22 protein-coding genes are annotated in these 24,954 nt (G+C 61.6%); 6 read left to right on the forward strand and 16 right to left on the reverse strand.

Annotated features, from left to right (window positions below; translation table 11 throughout):
- Positions 1–49 precede the first annotated feature (49 nt).
- A complete protein-coding gene (locus EEB12_RS28940) occupies positions 50–1,522 on the forward strand; it encodes an aldehyde dehydrogenase (RefSeq protein ID WP_141489051.1) in 1,473 nt (490 codons plus the stop codon).
- A 215-nt stretch (positions 1,523–1,737) separates the two neighbouring features.
- Positions 1,738–2,760 (forward strand): zinc-dependent alcohol dehydrogenase family protein, encoded by a 1,023-nt coding sequence (locus tag EEB12_RS28945; protein WP_141489052.1) that lies wholly within the window; start codon positions 1,738–1,740, stop codon positions 2,758–2,760.
- Positions 2,761–3,028: 268 nt separating this feature from the next.
- Here the strand turns inward: EEB12_RS28945 and EEB12_RS28950 are convergent, their stop codons facing one another.
- The 7 genes from EEB12_RS28950 to EEB12_RS28980 form a co-directional block, all read right to left on the reverse strand.
- Complete coding sequence (locus tag EEB12_RS28950) at positions 3,029–3,472, reverse strand: nitroreductase family deazaflavin-dependent oxidoreductase (protein WP_141489053.1); 444 nt, start codon at positions 3,470–3,472, stop codon at positions 3,029–3,031.
- A 648-nt stretch (positions 3,473–4,120) separates the two neighbouring features.
- On the reverse strand, positions 4,121–4,888 hold the full coding sequence (locus EEB12_RS28955; protein WP_141489054.1) for an SDR family NAD(P)-dependent oxidoreductase: 768 nt from the start codon (positions 4,886–4,888) through the stop codon (positions 4,121–4,123).
- Positions 4,889–4,982: 94 nt separating this feature from the next.
- Entirely contained in the window at positions 4,983–5,771 is a 789-nt protein-coding gene (locus EEB12_RS28960) for an SDR family NAD(P)-dependent oxidoreductase (protein ID WP_181447596.1), read from the reverse strand.
- A 45-nt stretch (positions 5,772–5,816) separates the two neighbouring features.
- Positions 5,817–6,815, reverse strand: a complete 999-nt coding sequence (locus EEB12_RS28965; protein WP_141489056.1) for an aldo/keto reductase — start codon at positions 6,813–6,815, stop codon at positions 5,817–5,819.
- Between the two features lie 56 nt (positions 6,816–6,871).
- Complete coding sequence (locus tag EEB12_RS30995; RefSeq protein WP_258537449.1) at positions 6,872–7,261, reverse strand: aldo/keto reductase; 390 nt, start codon at positions 7,259–7,261, stop codon at positions 6,872–6,874.
- Between the two features lie 105 nt (positions 7,262–7,366).
- Positions 7,367–8,125 carry an SDR family oxidoreductase gene (locus EEB12_RS28975; RefSeq protein ID WP_220095788.1) on the reverse strand — a complete coding sequence of 253 codons (759 nt, stop codon included), beginning with the start codon at positions 8,123–8,125 and terminating at the stop codon, positions 7,367–7,369.
- Between the two features lie 30 nt (positions 8,126–8,155).
- On the reverse strand, positions 8,156–8,995 hold the full coding sequence (locus EEB12_RS28980) for an SDR family NAD(P)-dependent oxidoreductase (protein WP_141489058.1): 840 nt from the start codon (positions 8,993–8,995) through the stop codon (positions 8,156–8,158).
- 179 nt (positions 8,996–9,174) lie between these two features.
- Here EEB12_RS28980 and EEB12_RS28985 point away from each other — a divergent pair, with 179 nt between their 5' ends.
- A complete protein-coding gene (locus EEB12_RS28985; protein ID WP_141489059.1) occupies positions 9,175–10,059 on the forward strand; it encodes a helix-turn-helix transcriptional regulator in 885 nt (294 codons plus the stop codon).
- 1,067 nt (positions 10,060–11,126) lie between these two features.
- On the opposite strand, the gene EEB12_RS28990 is transcribed toward EEB12_RS28985, so the two are convergent.
- The 8 genes from EEB12_RS28990 to EEB12_RS29025 form a co-directional block, all read right to left on the reverse strand.
- On the reverse strand, positions 11,127–12,428 hold the full coding sequence (locus EEB12_RS28990; protein ID WP_181447597.1) for an MFS transporter: 1,302 nt from the start codon (positions 12,426–12,428) through the stop codon (positions 11,127–11,129).
- A gap of 50 nt (positions 12,429–12,478) precedes the next feature.
- Positions 12,479–14,311: an acyl-CoA dehydrogenase gene (locus EEB12_RS28995; RefSeq protein WP_141489061.1), complete on the reverse strand. Its 1,833-nt coding sequence runs from the start codon at positions 14,309–14,311 to the stop codon at positions 12,479–12,481.
- A gap of 36 nt (positions 14,312–14,347) precedes the next feature.
- Positions 14,348–15,241 (reverse strand): dioxygenase, encoded by an 894-nt coding sequence (locus tag EEB12_RS29000; protein ID WP_141489062.1) that lies wholly within the window; start codon positions 15,239–15,241, stop codon positions 14,348–14,350.
- Positions 15,238–16,314 carry a maleylacetate reductase gene (locus EEB12_RS29005; protein WP_141489063.1) on the reverse strand — a complete coding sequence of 359 codons (1,077 nt, stop codon included), beginning with the start codon at positions 16,312–16,314 and terminating at the stop codon, positions 15,238–15,240. The genes EEB12_RS29000 and EEB12_RS29005 overlap by 4 nt, the downstream gene beginning before the upstream one ends.
- On the reverse strand, positions 16,311–17,516 hold the full coding sequence (locus EEB12_RS29010; protein ID WP_141489064.1) for an FAD-dependent monooxygenase: 1,206 nt from the start codon (positions 17,514–17,516) through the stop codon (positions 16,311–16,313). The genes EEB12_RS29005 and EEB12_RS29010 overlap by 4 nt, the downstream gene beginning before the upstream one ends.
- Before the next feature lie 147 nt (positions 17,517–17,663).
- Positions 17,664–19,211, reverse strand: a complete 1,548-nt coding sequence (locus EEB12_RS29015; RefSeq protein WP_141489065.1) for a class I adenylate-forming enzyme family protein — start codon at positions 19,209–19,211, stop codon at positions 17,664–17,666.
- A gap of 12 nt (positions 19,212–19,223) precedes the next feature.
- Positions 19,224–20,696 (reverse strand): aldehyde dehydrogenase family protein, encoded by a 1,473-nt coding sequence (locus EEB12_RS29020; RefSeq protein WP_141489066.1) that lies wholly within the window; start codon positions 20,694–20,696, stop codon positions 19,224–19,226.
- Positions 20,697–20,707: 11 nt separating this feature from the next.
- On the reverse strand, positions 20,708–21,553 hold the full coding sequence (locus EEB12_RS29025; protein WP_141489067.1) for a p-hydroxycinnamoyl CoA hydratase/lyase: 846 nt from the start codon (positions 21,551–21,553) through the stop codon (positions 20,708–20,710).
- Between the two features lie 120 nt (positions 21,554–21,673).
- Here EEB12_RS29025 and EEB12_RS29030 point away from each other — a divergent pair, with 120 nt between their 5' ends.
- A complete protein-coding gene (locus EEB12_RS29030; RefSeq protein ID WP_181447598.1) occupies positions 21,674–22,159 on the forward strand; it encodes a MarR family winged helix-turn-helix transcriptional regulator in 486 nt (161 codons plus the stop codon).
- 13 nt (positions 22,160–22,172) lie between these two features.
- On the opposite strand, the gene EEB12_RS29035 is transcribed toward EEB12_RS29030, so the two are convergent.
- Positions 22,173–23,015 carry an IclR family transcriptional regulator gene (locus tag EEB12_RS29035; RefSeq protein ID WP_181447599.1) on the reverse strand — a complete coding sequence of 281 codons (843 nt, stop codon included), beginning with the start codon at positions 23,013–23,015 and terminating at the stop codon, positions 22,173–22,175.
- 137 nt (positions 23,016–23,152) lie between these two features.
- Between EEB12_RS29035 and EEB12_RS29040 the strand changes: the two genes are divergently transcribed.
- Together EEB12_RS29040 and EEB12_RS29045 are read left to right on the forward strand one after the other, a co-directional pair.
- Positions 23,153–24,283: an alcohol dehydrogenase catalytic domain-containing protein gene (locus EEB12_RS29040; protein ID WP_181447600.1), complete on the forward strand. Its 1,131-nt coding sequence runs from the start codon at positions 23,153–23,155 to the stop codon at positions 24,281–24,283.
- Positions 24,280–24,921 (forward strand): cysteine hydrolase family protein, encoded by a 642-nt coding sequence (locus tag EEB12_RS29045; RefSeq protein ID WP_141489070.1) that lies wholly within the window; start codon positions 24,280–24,282, stop codon positions 24,919–24,921. The genes EEB12_RS29040 and EEB12_RS29045 overlap by 4 nt, the downstream gene beginning before the upstream one ends.
- Positions 24,922–24,954 lie beyond the last annotated feature (33 nt).

The following is a 24,954-nucleotide window of genomic DNA, read 5'->3' on the forward strand; positions in this document are numbered from 1 at the left end:
AACTGCGTGGTGCGGTCGATCAATGCCCTGGAAACGAATTGAGTGTGTGATGACATACATGAAGCAATCCGAGATTCCACTGCGCAATCCCCGCCGCCTATTCATCGACGGAGCATGGGTCGAGCCATCGACGTCATCGACGATCGACGTGATCGATTCGGCGACGGAACAGACATTCCTACAGGTGGCTGAGGCGCGCGCCGAGGACATGAGCAGAGCGATAGCTGCTGCGCGAAGTGCCTTTGACTACGGGCCGTGGCCCGCACTCCAGCATGCGGAGCGTGCGGAATACGTCAGAGCGTTTGCACGAGGATGGATGGCCCGCATCGAGGATGTTCGACAGTTGTGGCCGCGGCAATCTGGAGCTCTCTACTCCCTTGCCGACTCGTTCTCCCGCCGTGCGGCAACAGAATTCGCTTCATATGCGGATATGGCGGATGAATATTCATTCGAGAGGCGTGTACCCACTACGCGAGGAGGTGAGTACGGCTTGCTGGTCGCTGAGCCGGTCGGAGTGGTCGGCGCCATCATCCCTTGGAACTCACCATTGCCGATGATCACGCACAAAGTGGCGCCGGCTTTGTTAGCCGGATGTACCGTAGTTCTGAAATGCTCACCTGAGGCGCCGGGCGAAGGTTTGATCGCTGCCGAGATCGCGGAAGAGATCGGGTTGCCTCCCGGAGTACTCAATGTGGTCACCGCTGAACGTGAAGTATCGGAAATGCTTGTCCGCGATAGACGCGTGGACAAGATTTCATTCACTGGCTCGTCTGCTGTCGGTCGCAGAATCGGGGCGCTGTGTGGTGAGCGTATAGCTCGGTGCAGCCTCGAACTCGGCGGGAAATCGGCAGCACTTGTTCTCGATGACGGCGACCTCGACAAAGTTGTCGCTTCATTGGTGACATCGGCGTGCGCGAATTCTGGCCAGGTTTGTTCGTCACTGACCAGAGTTGTCGTGAGCGGGCGCCGCCAGAAAGAGGTGGTGGACGCCTTAGTCGCTGCGTTCTCTTCGATCAGGATCGGAGACCCGTTCGACACCGACATGGACTTGGGGCCGTTGGCAACCGCGCGCCAGCGAGATCGTGTAGAGGAGTTCATCGGTAAAGGTATTGCGGCGGGAGCAACGGTGGCTACAGGAGGTGCACGGCCGGAACACCTCGATCGAGGGTTCTTTGTCGAGCCGACTGTATTCGCAAATGTCGACAGCGGTGACACCATCGCGCAAGAAGAGATCTTCGGGCCCGTTGTCAGTGTCATCTCGAGCACCGACGAGGCCGACGCCATCCGCATCGCAAACGACACAGTCTACGGACTGAACGCATCGATTTTCACCGACGATCCAGATCGCTTCCGCAGCATCGCATCCCGGCTGCGATCGGGAACGGTTGGACACAACGCGGTGCGTGGGGATTTCGGAATAGCTTTCGGCGGCTATAAACAATCAGGGATTGGAAGGGAAGGTGGGAGGGAAGCTTTCCGCCTCTACACTGAACTCAAGACCGTCATTGCCGACGACGTCTAAGAGCACGTGTGACAGCGTTGCTCACGGTTCCAACACTGTTCGGTGCTCCTTTCTTTAGTGCCGTCGTGCATCCAGTCTTGGTTGTACGCACTCGGAGAGAAAAACGCGTCGGTCCCGATCCTTATACGACTGAAACCGCCGGATTTCCTGTCTGACCCGAGGTTGCGACAGGTCCAGCCTCATCACTCCAACAATGCCTGAATCGAGGAACACACATGCAAGGGCTGGTCTTTTTCGGCAACCGTGAAATCGAACTTAAGCAGTTCCCACAACCTGAACCCGGCCCAGGGGAGGTCATCGTCCGCGTCCGAGCATCTGGCATGTGCGGAAGTGATCTTCATTTCTATCGCGGTGGACCTGCAGCGGCTCCTGGCCAATTCATCCAGGGTCACGAACCATGTGGAGAAGTACACGCCGTTGGAACGGGTGTCAACGAATTGATGGCAAAAGTCGGCGACCGAGTGATGATCCATCATTACTGGGGCTGCAATACCTGCGAGCAGTGCCGATCAGGTTGGCCACAACTGTGCACCGAAACCGAGGTCAGAACCCTGTGCGTCAATGCCCACGGTGGCCATGCCCCCTATGTCGCGGTTCCAGCTAACACCCTTATGCCACTTCCCGACGAACTCAGCTTCAAGGCGGGAGCCGCCATCGGTTGCGGAACAGGAACCGCGTGGGGCGGCCTCAAGAGGCTCGGCGACGTGGGCGGATCGACGGTGGTGGTTTCCGGTCAGGGGCCAGTGGGAATGTCAGCCACAATGCTTGCCTCTGCCATGGGCGCACGAGTCATCGCTGTCGACATCGAAAACTCTCGTCTGGCCAAGGCGAAGGAGTTCGGGGCAGCGGAAACTGTCAACCCCATGGAACACGACGCCGTCGGTGCTGTGCGTGAACTAACAGGGGGGCGTGGCACCTTGTTTGCGTTGGAAACGTCGGGCGCTACCGTCGCTGCTCAGGCCACGCAGGACATGCTGGCCACCTGGGGGCGCGCATGTTTCATCGGCCTCGGCGCCGACGTCGAGTTCAATACCACTCGGTCGTACAAAAGACAGATGACGCTGATGACTTCGTGGACTATGTCCATCATCGAGCAGAAGCGCTGCGCGGACTTCGTCGCCGAACGGAAACTCCCAGTCGACAAGCTCTATAGTCACAGCTGGTCTCTCACCGAGGCAGCAGAAGCCTATGAATGGTTCGATAAGCAGACCGACGGTAAGGGCGTTTTCGAGTTCTGACTCACCAGGTCAGTGGGCCTGTCTCGTAGTACTGGCCGAACCACCTCGTGCAGCCTGTTTTCCGTCCCATGCATCGGACTGCGCCGTGCCGAACGGTCCCGTCGCCACACCCGCCGTAAGTCGCCACACCCGTCGTAAAATGGTGTGGCCGAAGTGAAATGGTGTGGCCGTTGGTCGTTTGTACCGTTCGGCGCGGCGTCTGGCGTCGGTGCCCCTACTTGACGCGTGTTCACAGTTTCTTTGTCCACGAGGTCGAAGCGCCCTCCCGTTACTCGGTTCGAAACGGTGTGAGCAGAAAGATGGGGATCGAACGCGTCGTTCGGGATTGGTAGTCCGTATACAGCGGCCAGGCCTTCACCGCGCGCTCCCACCAAAACTCTCGATCTGCGCCATCGGTGAGTGTGGCGATGTAGTCCTGTCGAACTGCTCCGTCCTGCAATTCGACGTGTGGATGTTTCACGAGATTCCAGTACCAGACCGGATGCTTGGGAGCACCATCCCTGGACGCCACAGCGGCATACTGACCGTTGTGTTCGACACGCATCAGGACTGTCTTACGTAGCTTCCCGGTCTTGGCGCCGATCGAGGTCAGAACGACGACCCGATGCCCCTCCCAGGTACTCCCCTCGGCTCCGTTGGTGCGTTCGATAGTCTCAGCCTGCTCGCGCGCGAACGTCGATGCGCTCGGTTCATATTCTCCGGAAAGGGGCACAGTACATCCTTAGCGTCTTGGTGGGAGTTAGTTGCAGTCGGGGCGAAAGACGGAGATGACGACTTTGGTACACCAATGTTGATGAATCCCAACCGCGTCTGCCACGGTTCCGTCACCGACAATTTCGACTACGTCGAATCTTCGGACAGTGAGCTTTTTCTCGACCATGGTCAACACCGGTTGCGAGATCTGAGTAGCCGAGAGAGCCTCGTCAATCATAACGCGGGCGTACGTGTGAGTAGCCGCGAGAGCGGCGATCAGGGAGCTGACGGCAGGGTCGAAATGACATCGACTCCGCTCCCTTTCCATGATCGCGGTCGGTATGACTGCCATTTCACACACCCCGATCTGGAGACGGTCGGGGCTCGGAGAGTATTTCCCCACTCAGAGCATCACGCCTGCCCGGTTCAGTGCCGATGCTATGGTGCGGATCCGTCCCTCATCGTGGTTAGCGGCGACCAAGTCGACCTAATCGATCGACGGGTCTTCGGGACACCGATGACATGAAATCAAACTTGGGCACTCACTACAGGTCTGTATTCGTGTGACGGCACGACACTATTCGTGTGACGGCACGACACTCACATCGACGTCGAGTTTTGACAGCGAAGAAATCGCCAGGACATCGGCGCAGCAGTCGATTTTCGGTCAGGCTTCTTCAGTGGGCATGATCCACAGCTCCCCGATGGCGGCATGCCACGGGCGTGTGACCATGAACGTCACGCCTTCGGCGATATCTTCGGGGTCGAGTGTTCGGATGGTGCCAGCGAAATCCTGGATCTGCTTCTTCACAGCAGGGTCGGTGTTGTGGGAGGTCAGTTCGCTCTCCACGACTCCGGGTTCGAGCGCGCCGACCCTCACGTGACTGGTAGCGAGTTCTTGTCTGAGCGATTCGGTGAAGCCGTTCACCGCGAACTTCGTCATGGTGTAGACACTCTGGTTGGGCATCGCAATCCGACCGGTCAGCGAGGAGATATTCACGATGTCTGCGACACCCCCACGCATGTCACTCTGAGCTGCGCGTCGTAAGTGCGGCAACGCTGCCCGGGTCATGTAGAGCACGCCGAGTTGGTTCACCGATATCATTTGCTCCCATGATTGCGGCTCAGTGGTCTCGAGCGCGCCGAGAATCATGTATCCGGCGTTGTTGACGAGGATGTCGATTCTGCCCGCCTGCTCTGCGGTCTGCGTAACAGCCTGAGCGGCCTGTTGCTGGTCCGCGATATCGGCGACGACAGCGAATGCAGACCCTCCAGCGGAGATGATTTCAGCAACGAGGACGTCGAGACGATCCTTGCGCCTGGCTACGGTAGCCACAGTAGCCCCTGCGGCTGCAAGGTGCTTTGCAGTCGCGCGCCCTATCCCGCTGGAGGCTCCGGTAACGATCGCGACCGATCCGTCCAGCTTCCTGGTCATCAGGTTCTCCTGCAGTTCGGTGGGCAGCTGGATCGTCCCCACGACCGCTGGTGGTCGGCGGTGCGGCGAGCAACTACGCCTGGATGCATCGCTCTCACCACGCCGTCCAGCCTCCCTCGACCGGGATGACGGCGCCGGTCATGAATGCCGAGTCATCGCTGGCCAAGAATACGACTGCGCCAGTCACCTCTTCAGGTTCGGCGAATCGTTTGATGAGCTGTCTGCCAGCGAGCTGGTTCATGGCTTCTTCCCGCGTCGGGAAGCTCGCGATGTGCTCCTCTGACATCGGGGTCTTGACCCCACCCGGGGCGACTGCATTCACTCGAATGTGTGGAGCTTGGTCCAGTGCCATCCCACGAGTGAGCCCGATAACCGCCGCCTTCGAAGCGTTGTAAAGGCTCAGTCCGGGCAGGCCGATTAGACCACCGACCGATGCGAAGTGGATGATAGATCCCTGCCCGGCTGCCTGCATTTCGGGGATGACACGCTGGCTGGCGAGCACGGCAGCCAGCACGTTAACGCGCATCAACCGGTCGAAGTCTTCGGCTGTCTGCTCCAGAAACGGTTTAGCGACTACGATGCCGGCAATATTGACGAGAACGTCTATTCCGCCATACGTCGTGGCTACGTCGGTGGCGAGTTGATCGATTGTGGCAGGGTCCACGATATCTCCAGCTCGGGCGATCACCTCGCCACCAAGGCCCCGCACGATGCGGGCGGTTTCGTCCAGTCCAGTTACGTTGATGTCTGTAAGACCGAGTCGTGCGCCCTCCTGAGCAAATCGGACAGCTGTGGCACGTCCGATGCCACTGCCGGCCCCGGTGAGGATGGCAGTCTTACCCTTGAGCCGACTGTGCAGTGAAACTGGTGAGTTCGATGTCATGGCGTTACCTTCAATCATTCTGGGCCTCCGTAACGCATGTGATGTTCACTTTTCCGGGTAGTCGAAGTAGGTGTGTACACGGAGGGTGTAGTGCTCTTCCAATGCCCTGACTTCGGCATCGGTGAGTTCGATTGTCAGTGCCGTCACGGCGTCGACGAGGTGGTTCTCTTTGGACGCACCGACAATCGGAGCGTCGACAACAGGGTTGTGCAGCACCCATGCCAAAGCGATGGCGGCCATAGGGACGCCTCGCTCGGATGAAATTTTTTCTACCGCATCGACGGTGCCCTGATCGCTGTCGTACCAGAGCGGTCGTCCCACCTCATCCGTCCGCGGGTTTGTTTTCCCTCGAACACTGCCGGTGCTGTTCCAAGGTCGGGCCATAACTCCGGCGGCTAGTGGACTCCACGGGATGCTCCCGACGCCTTGGTCCTGCAAGAGTCCGAACATCTCCAATTCGTCCCCTCGCTGTACGAGGTTGTACTGGTTCTGCATGGAAATGAATTTTGTCCACCCGTGCGTTTCCGCTGCGTGCTGCATCTTCGCGAACTGCCACGCGAACATGCTCGACGCACCGATGTATCGAGCCTTGCCGGACTTGACCACATCGTTGAGAGCATCCATCGTCTCTTCGACCGGGGTGTTCTTGTCGAATCGGTGGATTTGGTATAGGTCGACATAGTCTGTGTTCAGTCGTGTCAGGGAGGCGTCGATTTGCTCCATGATTGCTTTTCGTGACAAGCCCTGACCACCAGGCCCGTCATGCATGTGGTTATTCAACTTCGTGGCCAGGACGATGTCGTCGCGGCGGGTGAATGCCTTGATCGCCTGCCCGACGATAAGCTCGGATGACCCCCTGCCGTAGACGTTGGCCGTGTCCCAGAAGTTAATGCCCATTTCTAACGCCTGTTTGAAGAAGGGGGCTGCCTGCTCGTAAGGGACTGCCCAACTCCAGAACGGATCGGAACCATCGCCGTAGCCCATTGTTCCGAGCCCTATCCGGCTGACTTTCAGCCCCGATGAGCCCAATCGGGTGTATTCCACAATGCTCTCCTTGGTTGGCTATATACAACGGTGTGACTGCCGGTGGTCGATATTGGTCATGTTCTTGTCGTCGTGGCGTGCGCCGGCCGCCAGCGCGAGGGCATCGAGGCGCACAGTTGTTCGGTAGTGAGCTCAATGCTGTCGGCGGCGGTGTTTCCTTGACGCGGTGCTCTCGGCGTGTACCGGGGATCGGCGGTACACGCTGGTCGAGGGATCCTTCGACTGCAGTGCGAATATTTGTCGGGCGGCGGTCCACTACGCGGCTCTGCGGGCCCGAGTGGGATACGAGACCGAACTTCGTCGCGATCACCACGTCGTCGCGGCGTCCGACGGTCGCGCCCGACAATGGTCTCGCTGCCGAACGTGCCGTAGACCTCGGCGGTGTCGATGTGTGTGACACCAAGATCAAGTGCGCGGTGGATGGTCCGGATTGCTTCGTCATCCAACGCGCCCTCGCTGGTTACGTCCCACCTATAGTCATCGTCCCTAGGCCTATGCGGGAGACGTTGGGGCCTACCAGGTTTACGTGCTCCATGCCGACCTGTCCTTTGTCAAACCTGGTCTGTGGGCATAACCCACATCTCGCTGATCGATGCGTGAGCGGGTCGGGTAGTCATATAGGCGACGGCGTCAGCGATGTCCTCGGGTCCCAGTGGCTGCTTGTCCGCTGGGAAGGCTGCGTACTTCTCCTGCACCTCGGCGGTGTTGTGGGACTGCAGTTCGGTGTCGACGGCGCCGGGTTCGATGACACCGACCCGGACATGTCTTTGTGTGATCTCCTGCCTGAGTGCTTCGGTGAAACCGTTGACACCGAACTTCGTCATCGCGTAGGCGCCGAAGTTTCCCCAGGCTTCGCGGCCGGCGATGGAGGAGATGTTGACGATGTCCGCGACACCGCGCGGGCTGTCCGATACGGCTTCGGTCAAGTGCGACAGCGCTGCTTTGGTCAAATACAGCAGGCCTTTTTGGTTGACGTCGATCATCCGCTCGAAGTCATCTACGTTGGCCTCGGCGAATGGGCCGAGGATCATCAGGCCTGCATTGTTGACGAGGATGTCGAGTCTCCCGTATGTGTCAACGACAGTCTGCACAGCTTTCTCAGCTTGGTTGCGGTCTGTGATGTCGGTTTCGACGGCGAATGCCGTTCCTCCGGCTTTGCGGATGTCGTCGACGAGGACGACCAGGCGGTCGGCGCGGCGTGCGACGACCGCGACGGTCGCGCCTTCGACCGCCAGACGTTGAGCGGTGGCACGTCCGATGCCGCTGCTGGCTCCGGTGACGATCGCAATGGTTCCGGTGAGTGGTGCCACGATGGGACGTTCCTTAGTATGTCGGGTTGATCAGGATTCGTGTGACAGTGAGGTCGACAGGTCGCGGAGTGCGTCGAGCTGTCGCTGGAGGATGGTTAGTTTGTTCTGCACTCCGTCGAATGCGTCCGAGCCGGCGACGAAGCGTTGCGGCAGTTCGCCCGAGTCGGACAGCGTCACGAGTACGTGGGCAAGTTTGGTGGGATCGCCGGCTTGGTGGCCGTTGTAACTCTTCCATTCGTCGATGGTCGCGGCGGTGCGGGCAGCGTAGTCCGTGATGTTCAATTCCGGCCAGTTGGTCGATGAGCCTTCAACGAGCAGTTCGGTGCGGAACATTCCAGGCTCGACCGCGAGTAGCTCGATGCCGAACGGTGCGACTTCGGGGCGCAATGACTCGATCCATCCTTCGAGAGCGAACTTCGATGCAGCGTAGGCACCAGTGAACGCGCCGCCGATCAGACCAGCAAGCGAGGTGACAGTGATGACTTGTCCCGAGCGTTGCTCCCGCAGAACTGGCAGCACGGCACGGGTGACATTGAGCGGGCCGAAGAGATTGGTTTCGATCTGCGCACGGAACTGTTCTGGACTGGTTGTCTCGAAGAATCCGGCGTAGAAGTTGCCGGCGTTGTTGACCAGCACGTCGATTCGGCCGAAGTGTCCCACCGCGGTGTGAACAGCCGACTCTGCAGCTGCAGGGTCGGTGATGTCGAGGTCAACTGCCAACAGGTTTTCGTGCGGCCCAATTGCACTCTCGACGCGGGCGGCGTCGCGGCCGGTTGCGACGACGGAATGTCCCGTGTCCAATGCTGCGCGTGCGAGTTCCACGCCGAGGCCGCGGCCGGCCCCGGTGATGAACCATACGTTCTGAGCCATGCCTGGATTCCTTTCCGCTCGCGGCTAAGCGCCGTCGATGCGTTCGCGATCACGCCCATCTACGGCACTGTCCGCTCGTTTCATCCAGCTAAGCAACGCCCTTACGTACGCGGGAGAGCTAATTTATTGGGGTATAAACGCAACCCCCCTAACAGCGACAGACCCGGTAGTTTCAAGGGATGGACCAGCTCGACAACCGCGACGCGATTCGCGAATTCCTCGCGACCCGTCGTGCGAAGTTGACACCCAAACAAGTCGGTCTACCTCCTGGTACCCGCCGGCGGGTACCAGGTTTGAGGCGAGAAGAGGTTGCAGTTCTCGCAGGGGTGAGCACCGAGTGGTACGTTCGGTTGGAGAAGGGCCACATCAGCGGCGTTTCCGACGAGGTATTGGATGCCGTCGCACGTGCACTGCGTCTGGACGACGCCGAACGCTCGCACTTGTTCAACCTTGCCAGAGCCTCCAAGCGGCCAATCGGTGCACGGCGGCGGGCTGCGCGCACGACGATCCGTCCCAGCGTCGAACGGCTTCTGGCATCGATGATCGGGACGCCGGCTTATGTCAGGAATGCCCGCAACGACGTCATCGCCTGTAACGATATGTACAAGGCGCTGTACGCACCACTGTTCGACGATCCTGTCCAACCTCCGAATCTTGGGCGGTTCACCTTTCTAGATCCGCGGGCGCGCGAGTTCTACCCGGATTGGGAGGGTGCTGCCGACGGGGTAGTCGCATTGCTTCGCACCGAGGCCGGCTGCAACACCCATGACCGCAGTCTCACCGATCTTGTCGGGGAACTCGCTACCAAGAGCAGTGAATTCGGAATCCGTTGGGCGGCGCACGATGTCGTGCTTCATCAATCCGGTAAGAAAGAGATCAATCACCCGGTTGTGGGTTTGATCGAAGTTTGTTTCGATGTTCTCGACCTCCCAGCGGACCCCGGCCAATACATCACCACTTACAGCGCAGAGCCCGACAGTCCCTCGGCCGACGCTATGGCCATGCTTGCGAGTTGGGCTGCCCCCGCGCTCGACATCGACAACGAGTCCGCTGAACGCAGGTAGATTGCTGCTGAGGGGACTGCCGCGTGTCAATCTCAAGCGTGTAGATGTGTCCGTGAGACAGCTGAGCGAATCGAAGGACTGGTGCGCTGCCCCGCTACTTGGAGCGGACTCCTCCGACGGCTTCTGTGAAGGTGAGTTTCCCCGACCCACCCGCGTTTTCAAGGCGCACGGCGCATTCAAACGAGTGTTGGTGGTACGAGAGCGGGGGGCTCTATCCGATGGTCGTTGCTGTGTCCGGCGGTAATGCAGGCGTGGCGAATACGGGAGCCGCGCGAGGAGTGTCTGCCAATTGCTTCGTCCCCATTACTGTGCCTCAGCCGAAGTCGATCGGCTCCGTGGTTCCAGTGCAAGAGTTCAGCAGGTAGACACCGAGTTCGCGCTAGCGTTGGATTTTCACGGAGCGAAACGGCGCTGTGCTCTGTCACTCTAACGACCAGGTCGAAGTTGCTGCTGCCGGGCCGGCACTACGACGAAGGAAATCGCGCCGATGAGACGTCGATCGGCACCATCGTGCGCAGTGGCAGGTGGGAGACTTTAGGCAGGAGCGGCGGCAGCGAGTTCCGTGGTGAGCCCATATCGTTCGGTCGACTCTCGTCCTATTCCCGCGATGCATTCGGCGCTTGCAGCGGGAACACCTGTCGACATGAAATTGGAGAATCGCGGCCGAATGACGCGTGCACGCGCGTGGGATCGATTGCTTTCGAACTCGCCACAGCGACACCGCCTAGAGCATCTAGTCGACGCCTCTCATAGCGCCGCCGCGAGGGGCTTATCCGTGGAACGAGGATCAGATCGTGGCGTAGCGCAGCAGTTGCCCTTGCCAGACTCCAGTCGGGTGATGAGGTGCCCGCGCCGGGTGGGGAACACGCCGATGTTTTGGGCAGCGTCGTGCCAGTCGACCGGGAGCCACTACGCCGACAGAATTGGTTGTGTATTCGATGGCGGTATGCGGCATCAGCGCGTGCCTTCCGGATATGTTGAGCTCGGGCTCGTTGATCTTTCGGCAGTCAACACCCGTGATCAGCGAAGCGAGATTTTTCGCCGAGATGCTCTTGGTTCGAAGGGACTCAGGTCGAGGACATCTCGGTCTGGTCATGTCTTTCGACACGCGTTCGGAAGCTCAGGTCCAGGAGAAACACGGCGACACCGGCAAAGAAAATGGCCGCGCTGAAGAGCAGGTAAAGGTTCTTGGGCGCCCATCCCGCATCGAGCAGGTATCCCGTGAGGATCGGGGCCACGATCGCAACGGTCCGACCGCAACCGATCATCCAACCGACACCGGTCCCGCGGGTGGCGGCGGGGTAAACCGGAGGGCTTATGGCGTAGTACGCGGCCATTCCTCCTGTGGTGAACATTCCGACACATGCGGCCAGGACCATCGCCATTGCCACGACGTGGTAGCCGTTAGCGAACGCGACGAAGCTGATAGCTCCGCCGACCATCAGAATGATCAAGGCGTGGCGAGGGCGAATGACGAGTGAGAGGGCGGCGAATACCAGGGCACCTGCGACGCCGCCGACACTTATCAGTATTCCTGCTGTGGACCCCAGGTTGACGTCTCCGGTGGAATCGGTGATCAGTTTCGGCGTCCACGTGTTGGCGAAGTAGAACGCGGCTACCAGGCACGAGTATCCGCTCCATAGGAAGAATGTTCGGCGCAGCATCACGCCGGAGAAGATGCCGGTCCGGATCGAGTGTTGTGCACGTGGAGCGGCTGCGGGTAGAGCGGTGGACGCGGGGTGTCCTAAGCGACTGGCTATTGCGTTGTACTGTGCCAAGGCGTTTTTCGGTCTCTTTTCGATGAGATAGTCGACGGATTCGGGCAGAGCCTTAATGACTAGGAAAAACAGGGCCGCAGTGGCGATGGCACCAAAGACGAAGGGTGCTCTCCACCCGAAGTGTGTGCTCAGCAGCGTGGTGACGAGCCCTCCGAGCGCGCTGCCCAACGGCAGGCCTGTCCCGTACAGGCCGAGGGCCGTTCCACGGCGTTTGTCCGAACTGAATTCGGACACCAAGATGTTGAGGTTGGCAACAATGCCGCCGATACCCAAGCCGGTAAATACCCGGAAGATGAGCAACTGCTGCATATCTTGTGCGAGTGCCGAGAGTGTCATGCCCAGCGTGATTCCCGCGAGGCACCAGATCATGAGTCTGCGGCGGCCGACTCGGTCACTGAGCGGACTGACAGCGATCGCGCCGAGTGCCGTTCCGATGATGCTCGCGCTGAGTAGGTAGCCGAGTTCGATTGAACCGAGATTCCAATCCCGCCCGAGATAGGGGGCGACAAAGGCCATCATCAATATTTCGAATCCGTCGATGACACACAAGACGAAGCAGAGGGCGATGGTTGTTATCTGAAACCGCTGCATCGGCTGGGTCCTGATCGCTTCACGCAGATCCATGTGTGGGAGCTCTCTGGTCAGAATGCGGAATGGGGCAGTTCGGTCAACTCGGCGCTGGTGTTGCGCACCGAGATAAGTTCACCGGGGATGGTGCTCAGGATGTGACGGGCGAACCACCGGCCCGTGGCGATTTTCCCGATGTAGAAATCGAGATCAGTTCCAGTCGAGGTCTGGCGGCTTCGGTCAGCGATCTCGGCGCTACGCAGGAGCAGCCATCCGCTCACCAAATTTCCCAGCGTCAACAGGAGTTTGGTGGTGCTCTGGGCCGCGAGTGCGCGGGTGCTTTTGTCTCCGCGGCCACCCCACTGCTCGGTGATCAAGGTAACCATGTCGCGGACGGCGGCGGTTGCGGCCGTCAGAGATGCATGCTCGACCGCAAACGCCTCGCCGGCTGCCTCTGTGGTCGTGTCCATCTCGATCAGCAGTCGTTCGAGTGCAGCGCCGTTGTCGCGAAGGATCTTTCGGCTGAACAGATCGAGCCCCTGGATCCCTGTGGTTCCCTCGTACAGGGTGTCGACTTTGGTGTCGCGGACGTATTGCTCGAGGGGGTAGTCCTTCAGGTAGCCGGACCCACCGAAAACTTGAAGGGATTCCTGACCGAGCAGCCGCCATGCGGTTTCGGAGCAGAATCCCTTGATGATCGGCAGCATCAGTTGGTGGCGGGCGTCGGCGTCCGGGTCGATCGTGCCGGATGCGCGGGAGAGCTCGATCCGATCCTGCTGGGTTGCGGTGTAGAGAATCATCGCGCGCATTCCCTCGACATGCGCCTTTTGGGTCATCAGCGACCGCCGCACGTCCGGGTGCTCGATGATCGACACCGGGCCGCGGGCGGCCGGATCGGTGAGCGATTGTCCCTGCACCCGGTCGATCGCGTAGGCGCGGGCGTTGAGGTAGCCGGTGGACAGTGTGGCCATCGCTTTGACTCCGACGAGCATGCGGACGTGTTTGATGATCTCGAACATCTGTTGAATTCCAGCGTGCTTGTCGCCTAGCAAGAATCCGACGGCGGGCCGGTTGGTGCCCCCAAAGGTCATTTCGCAGGTGGGGCTGCCGGTGATTCCCATTTTGTGTTCGAGACCGGTTGCGAAGACACCGTTGCGTTCGCCCAGTTCACCGGTTTGCGCGTCGAAATGGAATTTCGGAACCACGAAGAGCGACAGGCCACCGGTCCCGGGTCCACCGACGTCGTCGACTCCGCTCGGCCGCGCGAGGACGAGGTGGATGATGTTCTCGGTCAGGTCGTGGTCGCCGTAGGTGATGAACCGTTTGATTCCGTTCAGGTGCCAGGTCCCGTCGGCTTGGGGGACCGCGCGGGTACGGCCGGCGCCGACATCGGAACCGGCGTCGGGCTCGGTCAGGATCATCGTCACCATCCATTTGCGTTCGGTGATGATTTCCGCGAGCCTGCGTTGCTGGTCGTTTCCTTCCTGATGGAGTAGGCGGACGACTTGAGGGATGACGTTGAGTCCCTGGGGGATGGCGGCGTTCGCGCCGAGCATCAGTTCGCTCACGCACCACTTCAGGCTCGGCGGGACGGCTTGATCAGACAACGCTTGCGGCAATTCCAGATCGAGCCAGCCGGAGTTCAGGTAGTCGGCTGCATCGACATGGTAGTTCTCGGGCAGTCGAACGGAGTTCGTTGCGGGATCGAATTCGACGCGGTCACGTCCGACGTCCGAGAAGGATCGGGCGAGCTTGTTGGTTGCGTACCGCTCGGCTTCGGTGAGAATGGTCTCGGCTTGGTCGGGGGCGATATCCTCGAACAGGCCGGTTCCGTACACATCCGACCGCTCGAGAAGCTCGAACAGGTCGAATCTGATGTCTCTGAGGTTGCTGCGGTAGTGGCTCATCGTGACCTTTCCGGTGCCATCGAGTGGGCGAGGTGTTCAGGCATCAGTGGGTGCGAGAACGATGTCGAAACGTGTGCGGGACCAGGTGCGGTCGCCGACATCACGGCCGTCCGGGGTGGGTTCGTCGGCCGGGTGCTCGAGGAAGACTTTGACGAGCGAGTTCCGGACGCCGAAGACGCTGTCGGAGCCGAGGAGTTCGTCGCCCTCGACGAAGATGTGGGTGACGAGGGTGCGGTACCCGGGCGCGGTGACCATGAAGTGCAGGTGACTTGCGCGCATCGGTGAACGGCCGACGGCGTTCAACAACGCTCCGACCGGTCCGTCGTGTGGGATTGGGTACGGGGTCGGTGTCAGACCCCAGAAGCTGTAATGGCCGTTCTCGTCGGTGAAAAGATGACCGCGGGCGGCGAGCCGATCAGTGTCGTACTGAACGTCGTAGAAGCCGTCTTCGTCGGCCTCCCACACTTCGACACGGGCGCCGGTGACCGGTGTGCCGTCGGTCGAGGTGACTAACCCTTCGACCCAGCACGGTTGCCCTGCAGCGCCGCCGGCGATATCGCCGCCGAGTTCGAGATGGGGGGAGTTGTCGACGAAGAACGGCCCGAACACGGTCGCCTCGGTGGCCGTGCCGGCTGCTTCGTTATTGACGGTCACTGTCTGCATGGACACCCCGAAGACATCGGAAAGCAGAATGAACTCTTGCCGTTTGTCGTCGGTGATGTGTCCGACGTCGGTGAGAAAGGCGATGGCGGTGTTCCATTCGGCTTCGGTGAGACGGACTTCCCGCACGAAGGCGTGCAGGTGCGTGGTCAATGACTGCAGGACTGTCTTCAGGCGTGGGTTGTCCGTGTCGCCGAAGCTCGCGATGACGGTCTGCGTCAGGTCGTGTTCTCGCCGTGTTTGTTCGGCGGAGGGGAGGTGGCTGGTCATGAGAAGAGTCCTGTCGAGGGGTACTCGCCCGACCACGCTGCGCGGAGCAGTGTCCGAAGGTCGGACGGTGTGACCGCGCGGGGTGTGGATGCGGGGATGGACGGGAGGATCAGCTCGACGGCCTCCTCGATCGATTCCTCGGCGAAGCCGTGGTCGGCCAGTGCGGTGGGCGCATCGAGGCGGCGACGCAGGTCGTTGAGACCGTCGACGGCGGTCGCGGATCCGAGGGCGCCGGCGATTCGTTTTTCCGCGGCGGGCGCAGCGGGGGCGAGATAGGCCAACACATAGGGCAGGACGACGGCGTGGGTCTGTGCGTGGGGCAGGTTGTAGGCCCCACCGAGCACGTGGCAGATCTTGTGGTGCATTCCCGATCCGGCGGAGGAGAACGCGACTGCAGAGAGGTACGCGCCGTAGAGCGTTTCCTCTCGTCCGTCCAGGGTGAGCCCGGCGGCGTCCTTGATCGCCGGTAGGCCCTGTCCGAGAGCGCGGATTCCCTCGGCGGCGAAAGCTTGATCGATGGGGTCGGTGCGGGGTGCCCACATCGAGTCGATGCAATGCGCGAGCGCATTCAGCCCGGAGGCCACCGACAGCGAGCTGGGGAGGGTAGCGGTGAGCTCGGCGTCGTAGATGATGGTGCGGGGGAGCACTCGGTCGTCGATGCCAGTCGTTTTCCGCGCATGTTCCGTCAGACCCCACACGTTCGTGGCCTCGGACCCGGCGTACGTGGTCGGTATCGCAACGATGGGCAGTCCAGTGGTCAAGGCGACAGCCTTGGCCAGGCCGGTTGTCGACCCGCCGCCGATGCAGACGACCAGGTCGACATCATGGATTTTTGCTGCGGCGCGAGCGGCTTCGGCCTTGTCGATGGGGACGTGGGGGAGTACGTCGTCCCAGTGCAGGACGACCTTGGTCTCGGCGGTGATCGTCTGCGCCAGATCGCTTTCCGACGGTGCGGCGATGACCATCACCCGACGTGCATCCGTCCGCTCTACCTCGGCTCGAAAGTTGCTGCGCGCCTGACCTGTTCCGAAGACAACTCGCTGCGCGAGGGTGGTGTGCTCGAAGGCGGTCACTGTGCACTCACTTCCAGTGCTGCCGATTCGGCGTCATAGCCGTACAGCCATCCGCTCTCCAGCAATGGATCCCCTTGACCGAGCGTGCTGTCCCGGGCAGTCTGCGCGTCACCGTCGTGCAGGTGGTTGATGTCTTTGCGCCCGCGGCTGAGTTCTTGGATTCTGGTGGTTCGAGGGCGCCGTATCCCCTCATAACGGACCAGCGCGGCCTCCGGATCGGAGGTGTCCGCCGATAAGCATTGTGCGAGCGCTGCAGCGTCTTCGATGGCTTGGGCGGCCCCTTGCGCGAAGAACGGGAACATCGGGTGTGCGGCGTCGCCGAGCAGAGCAACTCGGCCGTGGGTCCACCGCTCGAGTGGGGCTCGGTCGAGCAACGCCCACCGGCCGGGTGTGCCGGCTTTCTCGATCAACGCGGTCAACCGAGGATCCCAGCCGGCGAATTCGTGGAGGAGTTCCTCGACGGTGCCCCGTGCGCTCCACGATTCGTCGGTGAAATCTCCGGCGGGAGCGAAGGCCACGATGTTGACGGATTTGCCACCGGAGATCGGGTAGTGCACCAGGTGGTGGTCGGGCCCGATCCACAGGGTTTGGACCGGACGGCGGGCGAACTCAGGTGCATCGGCGGCGGGAACGATGGCCCGGTAGGCGCACATCCCGGAGTATTCGGCGGCAGTAGGTGTGGTGATGGCGCCGCGGATCGCGGAGTGGATTCCGTCGGCGCCGATTACGACGTCGGCTTCGGCGCTCGTGCCGTCGGCGAATCGTAGCGTCACCGATCGTCCGTTGTCCTCGACACTCTCGCAACGCGCCCCGAGGTGGACGAGGTCGTCCGGGACCGCGGCGCGGATGGCGTCCAGCAGATCCGCGCGGTGGGCGACGTAGGACCGCTCGCCGTAGAGGGCCTCGCACCTGTCGGTCAACTGCTCCGAGGACAGAACGGTACCGTCTTCCCACCGCCGGAACTCCCAACCGATCTCCAGCGCAACGGCTTTGTCGAGGAAACTGTCTAGATGACCGAGGCGCCTGATCATGCGTACTGCATTGGGTGAGACGACGAGGCCGGCGCCGACCTCACCGAGCTGGGACGCCTGCTCGTAGACGGTGACCTTCAAGCCGGCGCGGTGCAGAAACGCAGCGGCACTGAGGCCGCCGATGCCGCCGCCGACAACGGCGATCCTCGGTGTGGTGGGGAAGGGAGGCATTATCTGGGGCCTTTCTGCATCGGTGGTGCAGGGGTGTTGTCCATAAACGGGCCGAGGGAGGGGGTCGACGCGGTAGCCGAGAAGTCGGTGGGGTGCGGTAGCGGCGCCGTCGGTCGGGCGCTTGCAGGCTCGGGGCGCCGCCTCTGCTCAGCCGACAGGTTCGGTCGGAGCGGTCAAGACGCGTCTGAGTAGTTTACCGACGGGGCTGCGAGGCAATGCTTTTCGCCTTTCGACTGCGCGGGGGATCTTGTACTTGGCCAGATGCGGGCGCAGGAAGGCCTGCAGGTCGCCGAGTTCGATCGGGCGATCGGAGACGACGACGGCGACGACGATCTCGCCCCATACCGGGTCGGGTCGTCCGATGACAGCGACGTCGGCCACGTCCGGGTACCGGGCGAGGAGGTGTTCGACCTCGGCAGGATCGACGTTCTCACCTCCGGTGATGATGATGTCCTTGGATCGACCTGTGATCCGGAGGTCACCGTCGTCGTCGATCAGTCCGCGGTCACCGGTGATGAGCCAGCCACGATCGAATGCTGCGGCAGTGGCGTTGTCGTTGTGCCAGTACCCGGCAGCGATGTGGGGTCCGCGGACCCGGATTTCCCCGACCGTTCCTGCTGGCAGTTCGGCTCCGGTCGAGTCGACGATGACGACATCGGTCAACATCGCCGGGGCACCGGAAGATTCGGGCTTATCCGCGGCATCGGTCGTTCGCCGGAAGCTGACCGAGGGGCCGGCTTCGGTCAGTCCGTAGCTGGCCAGGACGGGGACCCCTCGACTCGACCACTGTGCGACGAGAGCGGGCGGCATCGGAGCGCCGCCGCCGAGGATCCACCGCACGCTGGAGATGTCGGCGGTCTCGAAGCCCGGCTCGCGTGCGAGCAGTGTGAGCATCGAGGGGACTGCGAACATGGTGGTGACTTTGTGATCCCGGATCTGATCGAGGCACCGGGCGGGGTCGAATTTGCTGTCGATGACGACGGTGCCGCCCTTGTGCAGGGTGTTGACCGCCAGGGTGTTGAGAGCGGCGACATGGGAGAGCGGAGTGTTCACCAACGTGACGTCGTCGGAGACGATGTCGAGGCCGATCAGGGTGTTGATGCTGTTCGCGAACAGTGCCTCATGGGTCAGCACGACCCCTTTCGGATGGCCCGACGTCCCGGAGGTGTAGACCACGAGCGCCTCACTGCCCGGCGCCGGCGTCACCTCCGGTACCTCGGCGAGCGGTAGCGTCGAATCTCCCTGAAGTGCCGCGGTCAAGGTAGTGAGGGTCACCACCTCGATTCGGTCGATCCCAGCGACGTCGCCGACCGATCGCGCGGTCTGATCGGAGACGAGCAAGGTGGTCGCCGCCAGATCGTCGAGAATGAAGGCGACGTCGCTCGGCGGTGCGGCGATACCGATCGGAGTGAAAATCGCCCCTACCCGGGAGGATGCGTAGAGGGCGATCAGCACCTCTGGCCGGTTTTCCGACCAGCACGCCACTCGGCTGCCGGGTTGGACACCACTCTCGACCAACCGTGTCGCCGCAGAAGAGATCCGACCGAGGAGTTCGCCGTAGGTGATCGAGCTGTCGCCGAAAAGGAATGCGGTTCGGTTCGGTTGACGGCGGGCGCGACGCTCGACGAGTTCCCCGTAGCGAACACCGACAGTAGCTGCGGCGGCATTGGTTGCGGTGGGTGAAAGAGTGGCCATCGAAGTCTCCGGTCAGATCGGGTAGTGGCGGTCGGCGGAGGAGACGGTGATCCAACGCAGCTCGGTGAATTCTTCGAGTGAAGCGGTGGATCCGAATCTGCCGAAGCCGCTGGATTTCACTCCGCCAAACGGCATCTGAGCCTCGTCGTGCACTGTCGCCCCGTTGATGTGGCAGATGCCGGAGACGATTCGCTGCGCCAAGGTCAACGCGTTTCCTACGTCACGGGTGAACAGGGCCGCGGACAGTCCGTACTCCGAGTCGTTGGCGACACGAATTGCTTCGTCGACTCCGTCGACCGTGATGATCGGGGCCAGGGGTCCGAACGATTCCTCGGCGTAGAGACGCGCAGTCGAGGTGACACCCGTCAACACGGTGGGCGGGTAGTACAGGCCGTCGGACGTGCCGCCGGTGACGACCGTCGCACCATGCTCGACTGCGTCGGCGACGAGCGCTTCGAGGTGTGCGACGGCGCCCTGGTGAACCATCGGCCCGAGTTGGGTCGTGTGATCATCCGGGTCACCGACCACCAGAGCTTTCGCGCGGCGTGCCAAGAGTTCGGTGAATTCGGCTGCGACCGAGGAGTCGACGATCAGCCGTTCGGTGGACATGCAGATCTGGCCTTGGTTCATGAAGGCACCGAAGGAGGCTGCTGCCGCGGCCGCGTCGAGGTCGGCGTCGGCCAGAACGACGAAGGGCGCTTTACCGCCCAGCTCCAGGACGGCGCGGGTCAGATTGCGACCGGCCGTCTCGCCGATAATCCGTCCGACCTTGGTCGAGCCGGTGAAGTTCACGACCCGGGTCTTCGGGTGGGCGATCAGGGCGTCGACTACGCCGGCCGCGTCCTCAGGGGCATTGGTGATCAGGTTCGCGACCCCGGCTGGAATTCCCGCGTCGACGAGACATTCGATGATCGCGGCGTGGGTGGCCGGGGTTTCTTCGGAGGCCTTCAAGACCACCGTGTTGCCGAACGCCAACGGCATGGCCACGGCCCGCACCCCGAGGATGAGCGGTGCGTTCCACGGTGCGATGCCGACCACGACGCCGACCGGTTCGCGAACCGCGAGGGCGGTAAGTCCTGGAACATTGGAGGGAATGACCTGTCCCACAGTGGAATAGACCTGGGCGGCAGCTTCGCGCAGCATCCCTGCGGCAAGCATGACGTTGAAGTGGCACCACGACGATGCCGCTCCCATTTCTCTGCCCATCGTCGCCGAGAGCGAGTCACTGCGTTCGTCGAACAGGGCCGCCGCCTTTTCCAGTATTTGCCGTCGGGCCGCGGGGGGAGTGGCGGCCCAATGCGGTGCGGCGGCGGCGGCGGCATCGACAGCGCGCCGGGCATCGTCGGCTGTCGCGGCGGCGACACGGGAGAGTCGGTCGCCGGTCAGTCGACGGGTTTTGTCGATGTAGCGTCCGGTGGCTGGTTCGGTGGCTGCGCCGCCGATGGAGAGCTGGACGGTGGCGACACCGGTGTCGGTGAGAGTCATAGCTGTGGTCCCTAGTCTGCGGAGGTGGCGTAGGTGCCCAGTCCGGGGCGGTAGGTCTTGTCGTCGAGGAACTGAGTCATGCCCTGTTCGCGGGCGTCGGTATCGAACAGAATCGCCTGGTCGTGCTTCGCGTAGAGGTAGTCCTCGGCTGCTTCCCAGGACATCAGACGCGAGTGCCGGAAACCCATCTTCGCCCCGCGTACGACCCACTGGCTCAAGCTGGTCAACTGCAACGCCAGCTCGATCACTCGGTCGCGCAGCTGGTCGGCGGGGACGCTTTCGTTGACCAGGCGCATCGTCGATGCTTTCTGGCCGTCGAAGTGCTGGCCGGTCATGATGTAGAACATCGCATCGCGGGTGGAGATGGTCTCGGCGAGCGCGCGGGTCACCAGGTTTCCTGGGGTGACGCCCCAGTTCACCTCGGACAGACCGAACGTGGCGCTATCGGCGGCGATTGCGAGGTCGCAGGAGACAAGCGGTACGAACGCGCCGCCGAAGCACCATCCGTTCACCATGGCGATGGTGGGCTTGGCGTAGTTCAGGAGTTTGCGGTACTGCCAGTTAGTTCCCTCGGCGCGGACCTTGTGCTGGACCGAGCGTGGCTTGCCGTCGGTCTCGCGGAAGTACTCCTTCAAATCCATTCCGGCGGAGAACGCGTCGCCGGTGCCGGTGAGCACGACGACGGCCACGCGGTCGTCGGTTTCGAGGGCTTCGAGGGCGGTGAACATTTCCCGGTTCAATGTCGGGTTCATCGCGTTGCGCTTGTCCGGCCGGTCGAAGTACAGCCACGCGATGCGGTTCTCGTCGATCTCGACGCGAATCGTCTCGCCCTGGAACTCCGGCGTGTTCTCGGTCATGGGGGTCTCCATTTCACCCGAACGAAAAAGTCGCCCGGGGATGTCGTCGGTCGAATCGAACTCTTGAGTATCAGAAACTCTGACACTGAAAATATCAGTGACTCTGATAAGATGTCAACCATGACGGTAGAGGTCGGCGATGACGACACGCTTGGGCATGCCGACGGACAGGACGGGGCGGTGGCGAGAGTGACCTACTTGGTGAAGCGGCTCGAGTCCGCCGTCAGACGTGACCTCGACGCCAGCATGCAGGCGCAAGGCTTGACCACCCCGCAGTACGCCGCGCTGAGCATCCTCGCCCGTACCCCGGGCCTCTCGTCCGCCGAATTGGCCCGGCGTTCCTTCGTCACGGCGCAGTCGATGCAGGTAATGGTGGCTGCGTTCGTTCGCAACGCCTATGTCGAACGCCGGCCCGACCCCGACCACCAGCGAATCCTGTGCAACTACCTCACGACCGAGGGTGCTGAGGTGCTCCGGCGATGCGAAGAGGAAGCGGACCGAATGGAAGCACGCATGCTGTCCGGTCTGACCGCCTCGCAAATCGCGGGATTTCGAGATGTCATGTCACAGTGCGTACACAACCTGTCCAGTGCAGAGACCTTGTAATCCAGGCGAACGGCTAATGGCCCTGAATGCTTTGTGTGCGAGCACGTTTCGCCGTCCGTGGCAGGACCGGACTGATGGGATGGCGGGCACTGCGATCAGCTAAAGCGCGGGTGATGCCCTGCGCGGCGGAGCGGGTCAAGGCAATCATTTCGTGCATATCGCGCCGACCGGTCGATCCGAGTGCTGAAACAGCCGCAATCGTCGGAGCCCCGGTGCCGTCGCGGGCGGTAACGAGAGCAGCGCACGATGTGGAGCCAGCAGTGAGTTCGTCTCGCGAGGTGGCGTATCCCTCGCGTCGCACGCGTGCGAGTTCGGCGCGCAGAATATGGGCGTCGACGATTGTAGTCGGGGTATAGCCAAGGAGCTCACCGCTCGCTGTTCGGGCTTGAATAGTCGGATCTGCATGCGCCAGTAGTACTTTGCCGACAGCGCTGGCATGCAATGGCAGTCGACCGCCGGCGCGGCCAGCATTGGGTACGTCCTTCGTCCCGGCGATCTTCTCGATCAACAAGGCCTCACTTCCGTCCAGGACGGCGAACAGCACGTGTGCACGAGTGAGGTCCCACAGCGTCTGCAGAAAAGGCAGAGCGCTCTCGCGCATCCCGTACGTTCGACGTGAACGGGCGGCAACTTCCCATAATCGCAACCCGATGCTGTAGCGACCGTCTGTGCCGCGTTCGAGTCCGCCCCACCGCTCGAGCTCTTGAATCAGACGGTGGGTGGTGCTTGAGGGCAGGCCCGTGGCGCGCGCGATGTCCGACATCGTAAGTTCGGTTCTTTCGCCGGCGAAGACGTCGAGAATGGCCAGGGATTTCTCGGTCACCGAGCGCCCGGCTGTCGAGTTTCCGCCCGACATGTCACCTCCTGCTCCCTCGTCCTTGACTGACACTCGTTGCCCACTGAGCGGGAATCTTGTGTTACCAGTCACATAAGAGAGTCTTACATAGAACGCGGGCGAAGAACACCCACCGCCGTATGAACAGGAGTGCTCACATGTCTGACACCATGCTCGCTGCCCGCATGCACGTCGTCGGAGAACCGATGGTGCTCGAGCAGGTTCCGCTACCGGAACCTGGACCGACAGATGTCCGAGTTGCGGTCCACGCATGCAACATTGTCCCGAACCTCGCAAATATTCTGGCGAACTGGACCACGTGGTTCCCTCAGAATCCGCTGCCTGCACTTCCCGCCATTTTCGGTCTCGACCCCGCCGGCGTAATCGACGCGGTAGGTAGCGATGTGCACGGATTTGCACCAGGGGACCGTGTCTACGTCAACCCTGGACGTCACTGCGGAGACTGCCGATCGTGCCGACGCGGCGAACACATCAACTGCACCAGCTTCGCGTTCGCCGGCTACTTCGGGTTCACGGCCAGTTCATCGAACATGCTCGACCGTTACCCCTATGGAGGGCTCGCCGAATACACGCTCGCACCCCAATACGCACTCGTGAAACTGCCCGACTCCATCGGATTCGACGTCGCGGCCCGCTTCGGTTATCTCGGAACCGCGTATGCTGCCTTGCGGAAAGCGCACGTCGGCACCGATACAACAGTCCTGATCAATGGAATCAGCGGAACACTCGGACTCGGAGTTGCCCTCTATGCACTCGCCATGGGGGCCACGACTATCCTCGGGACGGGCCGCGACCGGGCACTGCTGGAACGAGTGAAAGCGCTGGCACCGACTCGAATCGATGTTTTCTCCTCCCACGATGGAGACATCGATGAATGGGTCAAGGACACCGTTCCCGGCGGCATCGACGTCTTCATCGACGCTCTGGGCCCAGGTGCACCGCATGCCCCGTTCCAGCAGGGTCTGCGCGCGGTTCGCCGTGGCGGCTGCGCGGTCAATGTCGGAGCGACCTCAGGCGAGGTCCCCATCGACGTTCACCACTTCATGGACCAACAGATCCGGTTGCTCGGTTCATGCTGGTTCACAGCCGGCGAAGGCCAAGACATGGCGGCGATGGCAGAAGCAGGCCTAGTCGACCTGTCGATCTTCGAAAACGTCAACTTCCCCCTCGCAAATGTCAACGACGCGATCACCGGCATCGAGAACCGGCACGGCGGTTTCACCAACTTCGTCATCACACCAACCGACCCCGAGGAAACCCACTCGTGAATAGCCCCGCTTCGGCGTTAAACCCGGCAACAACAGCTCTGATGAACGTGCACTGGCAACAAGACATCGTCACCAAGGAGGGTGCATTCGCACCGTTTTTCGCTGAGCAGGTCCATAAGCACGGCGTCATCGACGTCGCTGCTCAACTGGTAGAGCACTTTCGCGCAACGGGTTCGCTCGTCGTGTGGGCCCGCGCAGCATTTCAACCCGGCTACCCCGAATTGATCCTCAACACTGGATTGAACGTCGCCATCAAAAAACTAGGAGCACTGGTCGAGGGCTCGCCCGGCGCAGCAATCATTCCCGAGCTCGAACCCGCCTTCGGCGAGCCCATCGTCAGTCACCCAGGCACTTCGGCGTTCCCCGACTCCACCCTGGACTCAATTCTGCGCCGAAGCGAAATTGACACTGTAGTTTTCACCGGCGTATCCACCAATGTGACAGTCGAAGGGACCGCACGGGACGCGCTTAACCTGGGTTACAAAGTTGTGATTGTGTCGGATGGTTGCACCGCCGACTCCGACGCCGCACACGAAGCGACTCTGTCGACCTTCAGGCTTCTTGGGAGTGTTTTGACCGCTTCCGAGGTGACCGCGACTCTCACTGGACCTCTGCACCAGGCGAGGAGTCAAAGCTGACGTAGTCGCCGAACTGACGAATCGAGCGCGTAC

Source organism: Rhodococcus sp. WS1, assembly GCF_003797745.1.
GTDB classification, from domain to species: domain Bacteria; phylum Actinomycetota; class Actinomycetes; order Mycobacteriales; family Mycobacteriaceae; genus Rhodococcus_F; species Rhodococcus_F erythropolis.

Coding starts and splice junctions, on each gene's coding strand:
- EEB12_RS28940 (WP_141489051.1), top strand. CDS start 50: ATGACATACATGAAGCAATCCGAGATTCCACTGCGCAATCCCCGCCGC.
- EEB12_RS28945 (WP_141489052.1), top strand. CDS start 1,738: ATGCAAGGGCTGGTCTTTTTCGGCAACCGTGAAATCGAACTTAAGCAG.
- EEB12_RS28955 (WP_141489054.1), bottom strand. CDS start 4,888: ATGACCAGGAAGCTGGACGGATCGGTCGCGATCGTTACCGGAGCCTCC.
- EEB12_RS28960 (WP_181447596.1), bottom strand. CDS start 5,771: ATGACATCGAACTCACCAGTTTCACTGCACAGTCGGCTCAAGGGTAAG.
- EEB12_RS28980 (WP_141489058.1), bottom strand. CDS start 8,995: ATGGCTCAGAACGTATGGTTCATCACCGGGGCCGGCCGCGGCCTCGGC.
- EEB12_RS28985 (WP_141489059.1), top strand. CDS start 9,175: ATGGACCAGCTCGACAACCGCGACGCGATTCGCGAATTCCTCGCGACC.
- EEB12_RS28990 (WP_181447597.1), bottom strand. CDS start 12,428: ATGCAGCGGTTTCAGATAACAACCATCGCCCTCTGCTTCGTCTTGTGT.
- EEB12_RS28995 (WP_141489061.1), bottom strand. CDS start 14,311: ATGAGCCACTACCGCAGCAACCTCAGAGACATCAGATTCGACCTGTTC.
- EEB12_RS29000 (WP_141489062.1), bottom strand. CDS start 15,241: ATGACCAGCCACCTCCCCTCCGCCGAACAAACACGGCGAGAACACGAC.
- EEB12_RS29010 (WP_141489064.1), bottom strand. CDS start 17,516: ATGCCTCCCTTCCCCACCACACCGAGGATCGCCGTTGTCGGCGGCGGC.
- EEB12_RS29015 (WP_141489065.1), bottom strand. CDS start 19,211: ATGGCCACTCTTTCACCCACCGCAACCAATGCCGCCGCAGCTACTGTC.
- EEB12_RS29020 (WP_141489066.1), bottom strand. CDS start 20,696: ATGACTCTCACCGACACCGGTGTCGCCACCGTCCAGCTCTCCATCGGC.
- EEB12_RS29025 (WP_141489067.1), bottom strand. CDS start 21,553: ATGACCGAGAACACGCCGGAGTTCCAGGGCGAGACGATTCGCGTCGAG.
- EEB12_RS29030 (WP_181447598.1), top strand. CDS start 21,674: ATGACGGTAGAGGTCGGCGATGACGACACGCTTGGGCATGCCGACGGA.
- EEB12_RS29035 (WP_181447599.1), bottom strand. CDS start 23,015: ATGTCGGGCGGAAACTCGACAGCCGGGCGCTCGGTGACCGAGAAATCC.
- EEB12_RS29040 (WP_181447600.1), top strand. CDS start 23,153: ATGTCTGACACCATGCTCGCTGCCCGCATGCACGTCGTCGGAGAACCG.